Raw genomic sequence first — 15,713 nt, forward strand, 5'->3', positions numbered from 1 at the left:
TTTCCTCCATGAAACCCCAATGGCCACAACGCATTGCAGACCGCCTGGTCCGTTACTGGCCGCTCAAGGCCCTTGGTACCTCGCTGTTCATGGCGCTGTTTTTCTGGGCTTATTTTCAGGTGCTGCACCACCCTGATGGGGTGCCGTGGGTCATGCCCAGGATCTGGCTCGACGACTGGGTCGCGTTCACGCCGTATTCTTTCCCGATCTATGCATCACTGTGGGTGTATGTGTCACTGCCGCCAGCATTGATGGGCAACCTGCGGGCGCTGATCCTGTATGGCTTGTGGGTTGGACTGATGTGCTTGCTGTGTCTGGCCCTGTTCTGGTTTTTCCCGACGCAGACCCCCACGGTTGACATCGACTGGCGCCACTATCCAGCCCTGGCGATGATCAAGGGTGTGGACGCTGCGGGCAATGCCTGTCCGTCGCTGCACGTGGCGTCGGCGGTGTTTTCAGCCTGCTGGCTGGGGCGCATCCTGTGGCAGTTGCACACGCCCAACAGCCTCACCTGGATGAGCTGGGTGCTTTGTCTGGGCATCGCCTGGTCCACCATGGCGTCGTTGCAGCATGTCGCGCTCGACGTGATCAGCGGGGCAGTCGTGGGCCTGGTCTTTGCGGCGGCATCGCTGCGCCACATCCGCAATACCGTCTGACAGGATTGTTGAGGCCAAAAAAACTGCGGCGACCAGGGCTCTCAGAGGCGCAAACCTTCATCAATCGAGCGGGTCATCTGCGCCTCGTAGTAGCGCTGCAGGTGGCGCGCGGTATCGGCGCACGCACCTGTGGCGGGCAGTTGCGCGCCGATACGGGCTTGATAGATCAGTGGAAACCGGGGCGGGCGAAACAGCGTCCAGCCCTTGCTCAGGTAGGGTGAGTTGGTGCGGATCAGGAGGGTCTGCAGCGGTTGCCCGGTCCGCTTGGCAATCAAAGCCACGCCGGGCTTGATGTCATTGACGGGCTGGCGCGTGGTGCGGGTGCCTTCCGGGAACACCAGCAAATGCGGCCCCCTGAGCACCGTGCTGCTGGCGCTGCGCAGCATCTGGCCGGGTTTGTGGTTGGACACATAACCCGCCAGATAGGCACCCGCACCAAACAGAATGTTGCTGCCGATGCTGGCCTTCATCAGGCAGACGCCGCGCCGCACCCTTGAAATCACCAGGAACACGTCGATCATGCTGGGATGATTGGCCACCAGCACCAGTCCCGTTTGCTGATTCAGCGCATCGAGCTGGCGCAAATCGAGCTGCATCAGACCGCTGCGCTCGGCGCCGGTCAAAAAAACGCGAAACACGCCGCTAATCAGCCCCTGCACCAGCGGCTCGCGAAAGCGGCGCGGCGTGGCCAGCAGTGGCAGCACCGCCACATTGCCGGCCAACAGCATCAGGCCGAGCCACAGCAGCATCACATAAAACAGGCCAAGTTGACGAATTCGGACCATCCAAGCCTCACAGGCACCCACAAAAAACGGACCCACAGTCAAACACCAGGCGGTCGTGGCGCGGTGGTCTTGAACGCAAGGTTACTACAGTTTTCGTCGCAGAATGTCCCCCGCAGACCCGCCCTGCGTGCCGTCAGATATCGCCGGTGGCTCATTACAATCCCCTTAAAAATGAGGCTTTTTCATGCTCGACAACATCATCAAAGAGTACTTGATCAACACGGCAGGGGTTGATCCGGAGAAATTCACCCAGCCTGACCTGACCGTGGCTGACCTGCAGCTGGATTCTTTGGGCCTGCTGGAGATGTTGTTTGAAGTGGAAGACAAGTTTGGTCTGCAAATCCCCGAGCCAATGCGCTACCTGAGCATGAGTTTTACCGACATGGTGGCCGACATCGAGGCGTCGGTGCGAGCGCATCACAACGGGCAACTGCCGGTGGTGGATGCCGCACCTTCGGTGGGCTGAGTGAACCGGGTCCTGATCACCGGGCTGGGGATGATCACCCCGCTGGGCAGCGACAGCAGCAGCAGCTTTGCCGCGGCGCTGCAAGGTCAAAGTGCCATCCGGCCAGCCCCGACCGACATCACCGGCGGCTTGTCCAACCTGCTGATGGCGGCGGTGGCGGCAGATCCCGCCAGCCTGCTCGACAAAAAATTTGCCTCCCTTGACCGGGCGACCCAGTTTGCCCTGGTAGCCGCTGACGAGGCCCTGAAACACGCCAGTATCAGCAGCCATCCGGCTGACAGCGCCCGTTTTGGTGTCTTTGCCGGCATCGGTTTTGGTGGCGCGCACACGCTCGACGGCCTGTACGCCCGTTATTTTGCGGCGCTCACGGCACCCAGCCATGCCCACAAGAACCCCACCGTCATGCACCCCTTGTCGGTGCCGCGCATGATGGCCAATGCGGCCGCGGCCGCCGTCTCCATGCACTACGGTCTGGCCGGTGCCAGCAACACCTACAGTGTGGCCTGTGCCTCGTCTGCGGTGGCGGCGGGTGAGGCGTTTCGTGCCATTCGGCACGGCTACCTCGATGCTGCCGTGGTGCTTGGCACCGAATCCATGCTGACGCCGGGTTCGCTGATGGCGTGGAACGCGCTGCGGGTCATGGCCAAACCCGACAGCCGCAACCCGGCACACAGTTGTCGCCCCTTCTCGCTGGACCGCAATGGATTTGTGCTGGGCGAGGGTGCCGCAGCGCTGGTGCTGGAAAGCCAGGCACGGGTGCAACAGCGCCAGGCGCCGGCGCTGGCAGAGCTGGCCGGCTATGGCTGCAGCAGTGATGCCCAGCACCTGACCAACCCGAGCGTGCAAGGACAAGTGGCGTCCATGCAGCAGGCGCTGGACATCGCGGCGCTCGGTGCCGGTGACATTGGGTACCTCAATGCCCATGGCACCGCCACGGACGCGGGTGATGTGATCGAAACCCAGTCCATCCGTGCCGTGTTTGGTGCCGTCGCCGACCGGTTGGCGGTGAGTTCGACCAAGGCGGTGCATGGTCACCTGATTGGTGCCGGTGGTGCGCTTGAGCTGGCGCTTTCCATCATGGCCATGCGCAGTGGTTCATTGCCGCCCACGGCCCACCTGGAGCATCCGGATCCTCGCTGTGACCTGGACTACGTGCCCCTGCAGGCACGCCACCACTGCCGGATCGACGCGGTGATGTCAAATTCGTTCGCCTTTGGTGGCAGCAACGCCACGCTGATCGCGCGCCGGTACGTGTCGTGAGCCCCGCGCAGATGCACTATCCGTTTGAGCTGGACCGGCCACAGATAGAGGCCCTGCTGCCACACCGCGGTGACATTTTTGTGTGCCAGCACCTGGTCATCCACGGTGCGCACAGTTTTGTTGGCAGAGCCAACTGGCCCTTGACCAATCTGATCATTCAAGGGCACTTTCCCGGCATGCCCGTGGTGCCGGGAGCCCTGCTGATTGAAACCGCAGCGCAACTCGCCGGTGCCGGTCTGCTCGCGGGCGACCCGTATGTCAGGTCGCTCACCGGTGATCTGGTGGGCGTGCTGGCATCGGTCAGGAAGTGTGTCTTCAAGCAACCGGTGCCGGCACAGTGCGACGTGGCGTTTGCCATCCAGTGTCGTCAAATGGCACCCATGGCCGTGCAGGTGCTCGCCACGGTCACCGCGCAGGGGCTCGAAGCGGCACAACTCGACATCCTGATGGTGTACACCAGCAAAGGGCATTTGCTCAACGCATTGGGGTCACCGGTCAGCCCATAGTTGGGCGGTTCTGGCGCAGGCAAACCGACTATCATCGAGCGCACCAATCGACCAATCACCGCCAACGACAGATGGGCCAAACCAGGGTGCAATCAACCGCCAGTCAAGCTTCCAGCGACGCGCCACACCCGTGTGATGTGTTGGTGATTGGCGGCGGCCCGGCCGGCTCGACCGTTTCGAGTCTGCTCGCCGAACAGGGCCACAAGGTGGTGCTGCTGGAAAAAAACCATCATCCACGCTTTCATATTGGCGAGTCCTTGCTACCGGCCAATTTGCCCCTTTTCGAGAAGATGGGCATTGCCGACGAGATCAAGGCCATTGGCATGTTCAAACCCGGCGCCGAGTTTGTCTCGCCCACCCACAACGCGAAACAGACCTTTCACTTTGCCGATGCCTGGGACAAGTCCATGCCCCATGCCTATCAGGTCAAGCGCGCCGAGTTCGACCAGATTTTGATCCGCCATGCCGCGCGCAAGGGCGCTGAAGTGCTCGAAGGCTGCAAGGTGATGGCGGTGGACTTTTCAGCCGATGGTGGCGCGCGCGTCACCGCCCGGCATGACGACGAGCGCGAGCAGCAGTGGCAGGCGCGTTTTGTCGTGGACGCCTCCGGGCGCGACACCTTTTTTGCCAACCGCTTCAAGATCAAGCAAAGCAACCCCAAACACAACAGTTCGGCGGTCTATGCCCACTTCACCCAGGCGCGGCGCAACGAGGGTCACGACGAGGGCAATATCACGATATTCTGGTTTGACCATGGCTGGTTCTGGTTCATTCCGCTGACCAATGGCACCACCAGTGTCGGCATGGTGACCTGGCCCTACCACATCAAGACCCGCGGCCAGCGCACGCTGGAGCAGTTTCTGATGGACAACATTGCGTCCAGCCCGGCCTTGAGCGCACGACTGCAAGACGCCACCCGGGTCAGCCGGGTCGAGGCCACCGGCAATTTCTCGTATGTGTCTGAGCGAAATCACGGCACCAACTATCTGATGCTGGGGGACGCTTACGCCTTCATTGACCCGGTTTTTTCCTCCGGCGTCTGGCTGGCCATGAACAGCGCGGTGATCGGTGCCGAGGCCATCCACACCTGTCTGACCGCCCCGGCCCGCTCGGGGGCTGCACTGGCGCGTTTTGACCGCCTGATGCGCCACGGGCCGCGCGAATTCTCGTGGTTCATCTACCGCGTCACCAACCCCATCATGCGTGACTTTTTCATGCATCCGAAAAACGTGTTTCGGGTCAAGGAAGCGCTGTTGTCAGTGCTGGCCGGCGACATTTTTGGCAAAACGCCGATCTGGCGCTCACTGCTGGTGTTCAAGATGCTGTACTACAGCGCCAACATCCTGCAACCCAAACGCGCCTTCATGGCCTGGCAGCAGCGCCGCTTCAATATCCGCAAAGTCGATGACGCCGTGGCGTACAACGCATGACGCGCCAGGCCGCCAGCGTCGGCTGGCCTGCTGCCATCGCCGCAAGATCCGATGACTGAGCCTTTTCGCTTTGCATCGACCAGCCATCTGGTGCTGATCCCCAGTTACAACCCCGGCCCCCAGGTGCTCGACACCGTGCGTCAGGCACGCCAGTTCTGGAACCCGGTCTGGGTGGTGGTGGACGGCAGCACCGACGGCACCGATCTGCAACTCCAGGCCCTGGCGCAGACCGATGCCGGCCTGCGGGTGATGGTGTTGCCCCGCAACCAGGGCAAAGGTTCGGCGGTGCTGCACGGCATCACCCAGGCGGCGCAGGCGGGCTTTACGCACGCCCTCACGATGGATAGCGACGGCCAGCATCCGGCGCAGGCGATCCCGGCTTTCATGGCAGCGTCGATCCAGAAGCCCTCGGGCATGGTGCTGGGCAAACCGGTTTTTGGCGCAGAAGCACCGGCACTGCGGGTGAACGGGCGCAAGGTGTCCAATGGCTGGGCCAACCTCGAAACCCTGTGGATGGGCATCGGGGACTCGCTCTACGGCTTTCGTGTTTATCCGATCAAGCCGCTGATCAAGGTCATGCAGGGCAACCCCTTCATGCGCCGTTTCGACTTTGACCCCGAAGCGGTGGTGCGCCTGTGCTGGGCCGGTGTGGTGCCAGTCAATATCGATGCGCCGGTGCGTTACCTGTCGGCCGCCGAAGGTGGCGTCTCGCACTTCAACTACCTGCGCGACAACGTGCTGCTGACCTGGATGCACACGCGCCTGTTTTTGGGTTTTGTACTGCGCCTGCCCCTGCTGATCTGGCGCCGCGTCACCGGAGAATGAATTGACTCAACCCGCCGCGCGTACCAGCGCCCTCAAGCCCGACCACCGCATGGACCCCTACTTCACCTCCGAAGAGGGTCGGCGCAGCCTGACGCAGGCGATGTTCAACCAGGCCGCACCTGGCTATGACAACGCCGAGAGTCTGACCGCGCTGGGCAGCGGTGCCTGGTACCGGCGTGAGGTGCTGCAACGCAACGGCCTGGCTGCGGGCATGACCCTGCTTGACGTGGCAGCCGGCACCGGACTGGTGACCGTGCCCGGGCACGCCATCGTTGGGCAGCAAGGCCGGGTACTGGCGCTGGATCCCTCACCCGGCATGCTGGCCGAGCTGCGCAAGAAGATTCAGGTCGAGACCATCGAAGCCTATGCCGAGGCCATTCCACTGCCTGACGCCCAGGTTGATTTCATTTCAATGGGCTACGCGCTGCGCCATGTGGGTGATTTGAATCTGGCGTTTGCCGAGTACCTGCGTGTGTTGCGCCCGGGTGGTCGTGTCTGCATCATGGAGATCAGCCGTCCGCGCCACGCCTGGGCGCGTGCCCTGCTGGGTTTTCACATCAAGGCGGTGGTGCCACTGCTGGCGCGCCTGACGCGCCGGCATGCCGATGTGCAACGCCTGTGGGAGTATTACGGCGACACCATCGAGGCGGCGCTGGAACCCGAGCTGATTCTGGACGCCTTGCGTCGCGCCGGTTTTGCCCATGTGGCGTGTTCGGTGACCCTGGGCATTTTTCGCGAGTACACCGGACACCGGCCGTGAACACCACCGAGGTTTTCCTGATGGCGATGCTGATCATTTTCAGCATCCCCTGGCTGATCTGGCGCTTTGCCAAGACCGACTACTTTGCCCCGTTGGTGGTGGTGCAGATCATCGCCGGCATTGTGCTGGGTCCCGGTGTGCTGGGCCGCTGGTTCCCCGAGTACTACCAGTTTGTCTTTACACCCGTCGTGGTGCAGTCATTGAACGGCATCGCCTGGTGGGCGGTGATGCTGTTTGTCATGATCGCCGGTGTGGAGCTGGACCTCAGACAGGCATGGCAACACCGGCGCGAAAGCGCCATCACCGCCGGATTCGCCCTGGGCGCACCCCTGCTGCTGGGTTGTGCGGCAGCGCTTGTACTGCTCGGTTTTGACGGCTGGGTCGGCCGCCAGGCGCAGGGCTGGCAGTTTGTGGCGGGCATCGGCATGGCCTGTGCGGTCACCGCCTTGCCGATACTGATCCTGCTGATGGAAAAGCTCGATCTCCTGCGCCAACCGCTGGGTCAGCGTATCCTGCGCTACGCCAGCCTGGACGACATCGCCATCTGGGGTGTGCTGGCGCTGATCCTGATGGACTGGACGCGCATGGGCAAACAACTGGCTTTTCTGCTGGGCTTTGTTGTACTCGGTCTGCTCTATCGCCGCTTGATGGCCAAGCTCGCTGAGGCCGACCGCTGGTATCTGGCGCTGGTCTGGCTTGCCTTGTGTGGCCTGGGTGCCGACTGGGCTGGCCTGCATTTCATGGTGGGCGCTTTTCTGGCGGGTGCCATCATGGACGCCCACTGGTTCAACCAGAACCAGCTCGACCAGTTGCGCCACCATGTGTTGCTGGTCATGATGCCGGTGTTCTTTCTCTCCACCGGGCTGCGAACCAACTGGGCCGTTGGTGGTGTCGAGGTTTTTGCGGCCGCGGCGCTGTTGCTGCTGGTGTCGGTGGCGGGCAAGCTCATCGGTGTGCGTCTGGCAGGCTGGCTGCTGCGCTGGGCACCCGGTGAAGCCTCGGTGATCGGCTGGCTGCTGCAAACCAAAGCCCTGATCATGATCATTTTTGCCAACATCCTGCTGGACAAACAGTTGATCACCAGCGAAACCTTCACAGCCTTGCTGCTGATGGCGGTGGCCAGCACCATGTTGACCGTGCCGATGGTCGAGAAAAAAACAAGAAAATTAGCCTCCAGCCCAATTAGATAGGGCTTTGATAGCTATCAAAATAAATTCGCCACTCCGATGGCGCATGGCCCTCACACAATCTTTCTGGCTTCCATATAAAAGCGTTTTTCGTGGGCGTGACCGAGTGAAAACGTCTTGCGTGGCAAGGCCCCTTCCAGAATCACCGTCTTGAACAGCTCGGACTTGTGCATCCCGGCAAAGTAAAAACCGGCATGACCTGGTTGCAAAGCCAGACGCTCCAGCACGTCGGCGCCGTGCACATAGTCGATCGCCTGCGCGCCACCCTGCTGTAAAAACCGGTCCAGAAAAGTCTGTACCGTGCCCACCGGCAGGTTCGACGAGGGCTGATCGATCTCCATCACCCCGTAACGCTGACCGCCGCCGATCAGCCCGACTACCTGCCGGGGGCCATGCGCGCCATCGACGCGTTCGCGCATGATGTCGGCACTGGCCACCTCGGTGTAGTGCAAATTCCCGCCCCAGGCGGCTCTGAGTTCAGCCAGTAAATCGGTCTTCAGGCCAAACAGCAGGCGGTGGATCGCTTCAAACTCCAGGCCCTGATCGTGCACGTTTTCTATTTCAACCAGCGCGTAACGGCTGGGGTGGTCCATGCCGACCACGGGTTTTTTTGCCTCCCAGATCGCCTTGGCAGTGGCCAGCGAGTGGTTGCCATCGCCCATGGCATACAGGAGCACCGGTTGCTCCGGCCCGACGCCGTATTTGCTGGCAAAGGCACCGGGTTCCGCCAGCGCGCGCAGCGCCTGCACCACCTGCTGTTGCGCCGCTTCGGTGACCGCAAAGGCCGCCAACTGGCCGCTGCCCTGCATCAACTCAAAATCGTACAGCGCCTTGAACCCGGCTTTGGCGCGGGTCAGTGGCGCAATCACCTGGTGTTGCGGGTCGTCAATCAGCACCAGAATGTGCGGCAACTCCAGCGCCGCCGCTTCGCGAATCTTGATGCGCGGGGGCAGCCGGTCCACAATCGTGCCTTCGGTGGCGCGGATCAGGCTCGAAGAGCCGGCCCGGTAGTCATAACACTCCAGGTCCAGACACAACAGGATGCCGTGCCGGGTTTTACCGCCCACGCGGCGCTCGACGTAGATCAGCGCGTCGTGTGGCACCAGCACGTCCGCCTGCAGATAGTCCTCCATGGTGCGCCCGATCGCCGCAATGCGCGCCGGTGCGCCGGGCTGCTCCAGGTACACCTCGGGAAAAATCATCTTCAAGGTGGAGGGGGCGTCGCCGACCTTTTGTTCAACCTCTTGCCAATACTGTGGCTCTGAGGTGTATTGGTCACAGGCGATGACCGCCCATTTTTGCAAGTCGATACCGTCTTTGGGCAGATACACCGGCCCGATCTGGACACCAATGTCAGGGTAATGATTCATAGCGTGCTCGTGGAAATGAGGGCTCAAACCAGCCCTCAGGGAACTCAATTATCGATCGGGCGGCCAAGGTGCCCGCGCCGGTGGCTGGGTGACCTGAGTCACAGACGTCAGGGCGCTGCAGCGGGTGTAATTCGCCTGCCTTCCTGTTCATCTGTCTTTTTTCATTCATCCGAGGAGTTTTCATGAAATCAAATGTTGGCGGCATCGACCGTATTTTGCGCATTGTCGTGGGTCTGGTTCTGATCGGCCTGACCCTGATGGGCACCTTGCCGGTGTGGGGCTGGATCGGTGTGGTGCCACTGGCCACCGGACTGATCGGCTGGTGCCCCCCGTACGCCATCTTTGGCTGGAGCACCTGCTCGATGAAGAAATAACGCCACTGCGCCACCGCAACGGTGGCGCGGGCGGTCAGTCAAACGGCGCCTGAGTCGCAGGTCTTGAGGAACTCGGCCAGCTTGCAATCCGAGTTGGCAATATGCCCCAGAAACCATTGCGCAATGAAGTCTTCAAGCTCGTCCTTCACCAAGGTGTCGCGTGTGATGTGCTGCAAGAACAGCTGCAGTTGCCTGATCAGCGCCTCGTGCTGCGCCAGGTGCGCAGCCATATCCGGGTAGTGCCAGCGGCGCATCAGGCTCTCCTCGTGCGAGAAGTGGGTGCGCGTGTACTGGTACAGGCGCAAGGCACTCAGCGTCTGGCTCTCATGGTTGACGGCGGCAATGATGTCTGCCGCCCGCATGAACAGCTCCTGGTGCTGCTCGTCAATGCTGCTCTCACCCACTTTGTAGCTGTTGTTCCACTCGACCAGTCTTGAGGTCTGGCGGATTCTGGACTTGACCCAGTAATGCGCCGTGGCGTAGTCCTCGAACACCTGGCATTCAATGTCCGCCCCCTGGTAGCACTGCTGGAACAGCGGTGCCATGGCCTGGCCACCCTCAATGGCGTGCCCGAACACCAGCGCGGTCACCGGGCGGGTCTCCGGGTTGACGTAACGCCGCTTCAGGTACTCGGTAAATTCCTGCAACGCGGCCGTTGAGGTCCAGGCGTTTCGCTCAAAGGTGACGATCTGCCCCCATTTGCCCTGCTGAATCAGCTTGACCAGCAAGATCTTGATGCCCGGCGGAATGGCGGCGACCAGCTCGTCGTTGAACGGGCCGACCGCCGTGGTGCGCAGAATGCGCCCCTCAATCCGGTAATCAATCCGCGCACCAGATCCGCTGGGCCCGCCAATTGAAGGACCGTTGGGTTGGCTTTCAGAGTTGGGCATGCAAAGCACTCCTCCAAGGTTGGTGACGGCCCCGCGCCGCAGGCAGCACAGTGTCAAGCAAAGCCGCGATGTCTGCAATACCGCCGTGTGCGGCCTCAGGCCAAAGGCTTCTCTCCGCCGAGCGCGGCCAGCACGTCGGGCAGCATTTTTTGCAACTCACCGGTGGCAATCGCCACATCGGCATCAAAACCATCATCACCTTGCTTGCTGCTGCCCTCAAACACCCCGTCCAGAAATGCCAGTTTCTTCAGTTGCAGCCCTTCGGTCAGCACAAATGACACCCGCTCATCCCAGGTCAGCGCCAAACGGGTGGGCAACTTGCCCTCGCTGACGTACTGTTTCACCTCCTCCGTGTCCAGCCGGTGCCGGGCGTAACGCACCACCGCCTTGGACTCATCGGCGGCCTTGAGCTCACATTCACGGTCCACACTGAAACCGGCCGGCGCTTCCTGGCTGATCAGCCATTCAGACATGGCCGTCACCGGTGCCACCTGGGTGTCGATCAGGCTCAGCGCCAGCCCGGGCAGGGTCTGAACCAGCAGCGTCACCACTTCGTCGGCGCGCGCCTGGCTGGCCGCATCAATCAGCAGCAAGCCCGCTTCGCGGTCGATCCAGACCTGCAGCGTCGACTGTTTGGTAAACGCCATCGGCAGCAGCTCCAGCCGGATGTCGTCCTTGAGATCACGGGTTTCCTTTTTGCCAGGTTTGCGCCCGGTGCTGGCCTCAATGTGGGCCACGCGCTCCTGCACCTTGCGTTGCAGCACCGACGCGGGCAGGGCGCGCGTCTCCACCATCAGCTTCAGGATCCACTGCCCCGCCACCGACTCCAGCAGCGGGCCATGCTCGTGGCCACGCGGCTCGACCCAGCCGAGCGACTTTTCCTGCGTGGCACCGCACTCGACAAAGCGGCCCGGCTGCAAACGCTCCTCAAGCTGCTCGGGGGAAATCTGCCAGTCAGGGGCAATGCGGTACATGATGATGTTCTTGAACACGGGTAACTTTCTGTGCGATCTGGTTTTGACGAAGGCGCAGATCATCCCACCAAAACGGGGCTAAACTTTCATGCAACTTTACAAAGCTTTTGGTTTGACGCATCGCCGCGATACACAAGCGGCGCACACTTCTCCCCATGCCGACGCCACCTTCTGATGCAGCGGCTTCAACTGAAAGGAAATCAACATGAAATCAAGTCTCAAACTCTCGCTGCTCGGCGCGCTCCTGGCCGTGGCCGGTACGTCTTTTGCCATGGGCCCGATGGGCGGCCAGTGCGATATGGGCGGCGGCATGTCAGGCCGTCATGGCATGCAGCAAAGCCATCGTGGCAACATGGACCCGGCACGTATGCAGGCCCGCATGGAGCAGCGCCACAACATGCTGAAAACCCAGCTCAAGCTCACGGCCGAGCAGGAAGGCGCCTGGACCGCCTTCAACGCCGCCCACAAAGCACCTGGCATGATGAACAAGCAGCGCCCTGACCCTGCCGAGATGGCCAAGCTCACCACCCCCGAGCGCATCGACAAGATGAAGGCCATGCGTGCCGAACATCAGGTCGAGGCTGACAAACGCGCCGATGCCACCAAGGCTTTTTATGCCGTCCTGACGGCGGATCAAAAGAAGGTGTTTGACAGCTTTGCCATGCAAGGCCATGGCAAATCCGGCCGTCAAGGTCCCGGTCGCAGCTAAAACCACCCGGGCTCAAGCCCATTGCAAAGCGCCAGCACTGCGTGTGCTGGCGCTTTTTTGCGTCTGGCGCACCACATGAGCGCCCGGCGGGCCCGGCTTGTGGCAACATCGCAGGCTTTTGCGCCCAAGCCCCAAGCCCGCCCTGCCATGCCCCAAATGCCGCCCACGCCCCTGTTGAGCCCTGCTGCCATCGCGCGCAGCGTCGATCTGGCGCAGCCCGTGCAGTGGCTGGCGCGCGGCTGGCGTGACCTGTGGCGCAGCGGCTGGGTCAGCCTGTTGCACGGCGTGCTGATGGCGCTGGGCGGGGCCGTCATGTTTGGCCTGGCGCGCGAGCACTTCTGGTTTCTGGCGGGGGCTTTTTCCGGCTTTCTGCTGGTCGCGCCCATCCTGGCGACCAGCCTGTATGCCCTGTCCTGTGCGCTTGAGCGTGGTCAGCCACCCGGCATGGCCATCGTGCTGCGCACCTGGCTGAACTGGCATGACGGCGCCGTCCAGCCCTGGGGCCTCACGCACTGGCGGTTGCTGCAGTTTGGTGTGCTGCTGGCCGCAGCAGGCACCGCCTGGGTGCTGGTTTCGGCGGCACTCATCACCTTGCTGGCACCCGCCACCATCGATACTCCGCTCGCCTTCATTGAACACGTGGTACTGGCCAAACAGGGTTTTCTCTTCGAGTTGTGGCTGGCGCTGGGCGGCGTGATGGTGGCACCCATTTTTGCTTCCACCGTGGTCACTATTCCCTTGCTGCTGGACCGTCAGGTCAGCATACCGGTGGCAGTGGCCAGCAGCTGGCAGGTGATTCTTGCCAACCCGATTCCCATGGCCTTGTGGGGCGCCATCATCATGGTGCTGACCTTGCTGGGCTTTGCCTCGGCCCTGGTGGGGCTGGTGCTGGTGGTGCCCTGGCTGGGCCACGCCAGTTGGCACGCCTACCGCGACCTGCTCGACGTGTCGGCCTTGCCTGAGCGGGAGCGGCGCTGATGTTTGGCCTGAATGAAGAGCAGATCACCGAATTCGGCATGACCTTCGGCATTGGTGCCGGCATTCTGTACATGCTGTTCATCATTGGCCAGCTCGCCTGGGAGTCCAAGGCCGGCAAGTTCGGCACCTTTGTGATGTTTCTCGGGCTGGCCTTCGGTTTTGTCGGGTTCATTGCCAAGTACCTGATCCAGTACTTCATGGGCATCAAGTAAGGAGCCTGACCCCCCGCCCGGTGCTGCGGTGTGTGGCCTGCTCAGGCGCCAAGCACCCGGTTCTTGCCAGCACGTTTGGCCAGATACATGGCCTGGTCGGCCCGCTTGATGGCGTCCACCCCGGTCTCCTGGTTGGCCAGTTGCGCCACCCCGGCACTGAACGTGATCAGCACTTTCTCGGTGCCCGCCAGGAAAAAGCGCTTCGTCAGCTCGCGCTGCAAACGCGTCATGGCCTCAATGCCGCGCTCCAGCGGGGTGTCGGGCAGCAGGATCACAAACTCCTCGCCACCGTAGCGGGCCAGCGTGTCCTGCGGGCGCATCACCTCGCGCGCCACACTGGCCAGATGTGCCAGCGCCGTGTCACCGGTGTCATGCCCCAGCGTATCGTTGAGCTTCTTGAAATTGTCTATGTCCAGCAGCGCCACACACAAGGGGGTTTCCTGGCGCCTGACGGTGGACACCTCACGGTTGATGGCTTCTTCCAGGCCCTGGCGGTTCAGGGCGCCGGTCAGCGGGTCGTGCCGTGCCAGTGAACTCACCCGGTCCAGCTCCTGATGCAGTTTGCTCAGCTCGGCCTCGGTCACCTCGGCGCGCTTTCGCATGTTCAGCAGCTCACTGCGCGCCGTCTGGCTGTCATTGGCCATGTTGCGGGTGGCTCCCACCACATCCTTGAGCACCGGCGCAATGTCGGTGATCGAGCGCGCCTGCTCGATCAGGCGGGCACTCTCTTCCAGTTTCTGGTGAAAACTGCCGGTGGTCTCGGACATCGCGGCCAGACGCTCGACAAAGGTGGCGAGCATCTGACGCATTTCCTCTTGCGCCTGCACGCTGCGGGTCTTGGCTTCGGTCTGCTTGAAAATCACGTCTTTCAGGCGCTGCTCCACATCGTCGAGCCGGCGCAGTGTCAGCGGTGGCACACACACCTCCATCAACGCATCCACCTGACCCTTGAGCCAGCCGTCGTCCAGACTCAAGTGGCTGATGTTCTCGATGATCAGGTGCAACAGCTTGAGCAGCACATTCTTGATTTCGGCCTGATCTTCCGCCGCAAACGACAGGCGGTGCCCATACTGCACCAGCAGTTGTTTGGTGGCCACCGCATCGGGCTGCGGCAGTCGCAAGGCTTTAATCAGGCTCTGCGTTTGCTCGGTAAAGCGCTCATCGTCCTGGCCCAGGGCTGGCATGGCGTACTCAATCAGCCGGGCCACTTGCGCAAAAAAGTCAGCCGTCAACGCTGGCGCCGTCAACACCGGTGCATCGGTTGGCGCCACCACCGTGGTGGGTGTCGTCACCAGTGCGGGCGGCTGCGGGGTCGGGGTGGGGCTGTCTGCCACGCTCGGGCTAAAGCCACCGTACGCCATCAGCGCGTTCTTCACGCCGTCCCAGTTCAGATTGTTGATGGCCGACTCCAGCAAACCGCGCTGGCGCTGCTGCCCCGGCGTTTTGGTGGGCAAGGCCGTGGCAATGTCGCGCAGGCGGTCCGCGGGAAACGCAGGCTCTATCGGCAAGCCGGCTATCTCGCTGTAGATACGCTGGTAATTCATCGGCGTCGGTGCCAGCTTGCGCGCGGTCAGCTGCTTGAGCGTTTCGCGGGCAATCTCGAATGGGGTTTTGTCAGTCATGGATTTGGATCAGCAGTCATTGAGGCGCACCGAAATAATAGCCCTGGCCGGCGTCCACCAGTGCCACTTGCAGGCTCGACAATTGTTGTTCATTCTCAAGTTGTTGTGCAATCACCATCACATCCAGTGAATGCGCCAGTGTCACAAACGACAGCAGCATTTCAGTGGCTGTCTCCACCGACGACAGATCTGCCATCAGTGCACCCGACAGTTTGACATAGTCTGGCACCAGCTGGCGCAGCAACTCCAGTGCCTTGGGCTCCAGGCCAAAATGGTCAATACCAAACTTGCCACCCAGCCGCTGCACCAGCGCCTTGGTGCGCTGTGCCGCAGGCACGTTGCGCACCGCGCCAAACTCCGACACCTCAATGGCCAGAAACCGTGCCATGCGCCCCAGCTTGCCCGCTTCGAGCTCCAGCCAGGTCATAAAGGCGGCATCACCCAGACTCTGGGGCGACAGATTCACCGCCACCGTCACCTGGTCAAAACCGTCCTGGCGCAAGCGCTCAAAAGCCAGGCTCAACATCGCCTTGTCCACCTCGGGCATCAATTGGTGGCGCGCCGCCATGGGCAGGAAGTTGGCCGCAGGCACCAGTGCGCCCTTGTTGTCAATCAGCCGCGCCATGCATTCGGTCTGCAAAACACGCCGCGTCGTGTCCAGTGCCAGCACCGGCTGGAACAGCAAACGCCAGCGCTTCTCCACCAGCGC

The 15,713-nt window shown here is 62.0% G+C and carries 18 protein-coding genes; 12 read left to right on the forward strand and 6 right to left on the reverse strand.

What is annotated here, in order from left to right; translation table 11 throughout:
- Nucleotides 1–8 precede the first annotated feature (8 nt).
- Entirely contained in the window at nucleotides 9–656 is a 648-nt protein-coding gene (locus KBF66_RS07090) for a phosphatase PAP2 family protein (RefSeq protein WP_296654511.1), read from the forward strand.
- A gap of 41 nt (nucleotides 657–697) precedes the next feature.
- Here KBF66_RS07090 and KBF66_RS07095 read toward each other — a convergent pair whose 3' ends face one another.
- Nucleotides 698–1,441, reverse strand: coding sequence for a lysophospholipid acyltransferase family protein (locus tag KBF66_RS07095; protein ID WP_296654513.1), 744 nt, complete (start codon nucleotides 1,439–1,441; stop codon nucleotides 698–700).
- 184 nt (nucleotides 1,442–1,625) lie between these two features.
- Between KBF66_RS07095 and KBF66_RS07100 the strand changes: the two genes are divergently transcribed.
- The 7 genes from KBF66_RS07100 to KBF66_RS07130 all read left to right on the forward strand — a co-directional run bounded on the left by KBF66_RS07100 (nucleotide 1,626) and on the right by KBF66_RS07130 (nucleotide 7,878).
- Entirely contained in the window at nucleotides 1,626–1,907 is a 282-nt protein-coding gene (locus KBF66_RS07100) for an acyl carrier protein (protein ID WP_296654515.1), read from the forward strand.
- Nucleotides 1,908–3,167: a beta-ketoacyl-[acyl-carrier-protein] synthase family protein gene (locus tag KBF66_RS07105; RefSeq protein ID WP_296654516.1), complete on the forward strand. Its 1,260-nt coding sequence runs from the start codon at nucleotides 1,908–1,910 to the stop codon at nucleotides 3,165–3,167.
- A gap of 11 nt (nucleotides 3,168–3,178) precedes the next feature.
- Nucleotides 3,179–3,673 carry a 3-hydroxyacyl-ACP dehydratase gene (locus KBF66_RS07110; protein WP_296654517.1) on the forward strand — a complete coding sequence of 165 codons (495 nt, stop codon included), beginning with the start codon at nucleotides 3,179–3,181 and terminating at the stop codon, nucleotides 3,671–3,673.
- 71 nt (nucleotides 3,674–3,744) lie between these two features.
- Nucleotides 3,745–5,103 (forward strand): NAD(P)/FAD-dependent oxidoreductase, encoded by a 1,359-nt coding sequence (locus KBF66_RS07115; protein ID WP_296654518.1) that lies wholly within the window; start codon nucleotides 3,745–3,747, stop codon nucleotides 5,101–5,103.
- 51 nt (nucleotides 5,104–5,154) lie between these two features.
- Nucleotides 5,155–5,928 (forward strand): glycosyltransferase family 2 protein, encoded by a 774-nt coding sequence (locus tag KBF66_RS07120; protein ID WP_296654520.1) that lies wholly within the window; start codon nucleotides 5,155–5,157, stop codon nucleotides 5,926–5,928.
- A gap of 1 nt (nucleotide 5,929) precedes the next feature.
- Nucleotides 5,930–6,688 (forward strand): class I SAM-dependent methyltransferase, encoded by a 759-nt coding sequence (locus tag KBF66_RS07125; protein ID WP_296654522.1) that lies wholly within the window; start codon nucleotides 5,930–5,932, stop codon nucleotides 6,686–6,688.
- Nucleotides 6,685–7,878, forward strand: coding sequence for a cation:proton antiporter (locus KBF66_RS07130; protein ID WP_296654524.1), 1,194 nt, complete (start codon nucleotides 6,685–6,687; stop codon nucleotides 7,876–7,878). Before KBF66_RS07125 ends, KBF66_RS07130 begins: the two co-directional genes overlap by 4 nt.
- A 50-nt stretch (nucleotides 7,879–7,928) precedes the next feature.
- On the opposite strand, the gene KBF66_RS07135 is transcribed toward KBF66_RS07130, so the two are convergent.
- Nucleotides 7,929–9,245, reverse strand: a complete 1,317-nt coding sequence (locus KBF66_RS07135; protein WP_296654526.1) for a DUF1015 domain-containing protein — start codon at nucleotides 9,243–9,245, stop codon at nucleotides 7,929–7,931.
- Nucleotides 9,246–9,427: 182 nt separating this feature from the next.
- Here KBF66_RS07135 and KBF66_RS07140 point away from each other — a divergent pair, with 182 nt between their 5' ends.
- Nucleotides 9,428–9,619 carry a DUF2892 domain-containing protein gene (locus tag KBF66_RS07140; protein ID WP_296654528.1) on the forward strand — a complete coding sequence of 64 codons (192 nt, stop codon included), beginning with the start codon at nucleotides 9,428–9,430 and terminating at the stop codon, nucleotides 9,617–9,619.
- A 38-nt stretch (nucleotides 9,620–9,657) separates the two neighbouring features.
- Here the strand turns inward: KBF66_RS07140 and KBF66_RS07145 are convergent, their stop codons facing one another.
- Together KBF66_RS07145 and KBF66_RS07150 are read right to left on the reverse strand one after the other, a co-directional pair.
- Nucleotides 9,658–10,509, reverse strand: a complete 852-nt coding sequence (locus KBF66_RS07145) for a bacteriohemerythrin (protein ID WP_296654531.1) — start codon at nucleotides 10,507–10,509, stop codon at nucleotides 9,658–9,660.
- Between the two features lie 95 nt (nucleotides 10,510–10,604).
- A complete protein-coding gene (locus KBF66_RS07150; protein ID WP_296654534.1) occupies nucleotides 10,605–11,501 on the reverse strand; it encodes a recombination-associated protein RdgC in 897 nt (298 codons plus the stop codon).
- Nucleotides 11,502–11,688: 187 nt separating this feature from the next.
- On the opposite strand from KBF66_RS07150, the gene KBF66_RS07155 reads away from it, so the two are divergent.
- From KBF66_RS07155 to KBF66_RS07165, 3 genes are all read left to right on the forward strand, one after another.
- Nucleotides 11,689–12,192 carry a Spy/CpxP family protein refolding chaperone gene (locus KBF66_RS07155; protein ID WP_296654536.1) on the forward strand — a complete coding sequence of 168 codons (504 nt, stop codon included), beginning with the start codon at nucleotides 11,689–11,691 and terminating at the stop codon, nucleotides 12,190–12,192.
- Between the two features lie 147 nt (nucleotides 12,193–12,339).
- Nucleotides 12,340–13,170, forward strand: coding sequence for a DUF2189 domain-containing protein (locus KBF66_RS07160; RefSeq protein WP_296654538.1), 831 nt, complete (start codon nucleotides 12,340–12,342; stop codon nucleotides 13,168–13,170).
- The gene (locus KBF66_RS07165) at nucleotides 13,170–13,382 is read left to right on the forward strand and encodes a DUF2788 domain-containing protein (protein WP_296654540.1); all 213 of its coding nucleotides are present in this window, start codon (nucleotides 13,170–13,172) and stop codon (nucleotides 13,380–13,382) included. The genes KBF66_RS07160 and KBF66_RS07165 overlap by 1 nt, the downstream gene beginning before the upstream one ends.
- Nucleotides 13,383–13,423: 41 nt before the next feature.
- Here the strand turns inward: KBF66_RS07165 and KBF66_RS07170 are convergent, their stop codons facing one another.
- Together KBF66_RS07170 and KBF66_RS07175 are read right to left on the reverse strand one after the other, a co-directional pair.
- Entirely contained in the window at nucleotides 13,424–15,004 is a 1,581-nt protein-coding gene (locus tag KBF66_RS07170) for a diguanylate cyclase (protein WP_296654541.1), read from the reverse strand.
- 16 nt (nucleotides 15,005–15,020) lie between these two features.
- Nucleotides 15,021–15,713: EAL domain-containing protein (locus KBF66_RS07175; RefSeq protein ID WP_296654543.1), on the reverse strand; the 693-nt coding region annotated here is incomplete at its 5' end.

Source organism: Rhodoferax sp., assembly GCF_018063565.1.
Taxonomy (GTDB): Bacteria; Pseudomonadota; Gammaproteobacteria; order Burkholderiales; family Burkholderiaceae_C; genus Rhodoferax.

Bases quoted from the DNA above. Each gene is read 5' to 3' on its own strand.
- KBF66_RS07090 (WP_296654511.1), top strand. From the start codon at position 9: ATGAAACCCCAATGGCCACAACGCATTGCAGACCGCCTGGTCCGTTAC.
- KBF66_RS07095 (WP_296654513.1), bottom strand. From the start codon at position 1,441: ATGGTCCGAATTCGTCAACTTGGCCTGTTTTATGTGATGCTGCTGTGG.
- KBF66_RS07100 (WP_296654515.1), top strand. From the start codon at position 1,626: ATGCTCGACAACATCATCAAAGAGTACTTGATCAACACGGCAGGGGTT.
- KBF66_RS07110 (WP_296654517.1), top strand. From the start codon at position 3,179: ATGCACTATCCGTTTGAGCTGGACCGGCCACAGATAGAGGCCCTGCTG.
- KBF66_RS07115 (WP_296654518.1), top strand. From the start codon at position 3,745: ATGGGCCAAACCAGGGTGCAATCAACCGCCAGTCAAGCTTCCAGCGAC.
- KBF66_RS07120 (WP_296654520.1), top strand. From the start codon at position 5,155: ATGACTGAGCCTTTTCGCTTTGCATCGACCAGCCATCTGGTGCTGATC.
- KBF66_RS07135 (WP_296654526.1), bottom strand. From the start codon at position 9,245: ATGAATCATTACCCTGACATTGGTGTCCAGATCGGGCCGGTGTATCTG.
- KBF66_RS07140 (WP_296654528.1), top strand. From the start codon at position 9,428: ATGAAATCAAATGTTGGCGGCATCGACCGTATTTTGCGCATTGTCGTG.
- KBF66_RS07145 (WP_296654531.1), bottom strand. From the start codon at position 10,509: ATGCCCAACTCTGAAAGCCAACCCAACGGTCCTTCAATTGGCGGGCCC.
- KBF66_RS07155 (WP_296654536.1), top strand. From the start codon at position 11,689: ATGAAATCAAGTCTCAAACTCTCGCTGCTCGGCGCGCTCCTGGCCGTG.
- KBF66_RS07160 (WP_296654538.1), top strand. From the start codon at position 12,340: ATGCCCCAAATGCCGCCCACGCCCCTGTTGAGCCCTGCTGCCATCGCG.
- KBF66_RS07165 (WP_296654540.1), top strand. From the start codon at position 13,170: ATGTTTGGCCTGAATGAAGAGCAGATCACCGAATTCGGCATGACCTTC.
- KBF66_RS07170 (WP_296654541.1), bottom strand. From the start codon at position 15,004: ATGACTGACAAAACCCCATTCGAGATTGCCCGCGAAACGCTCAAGCAG.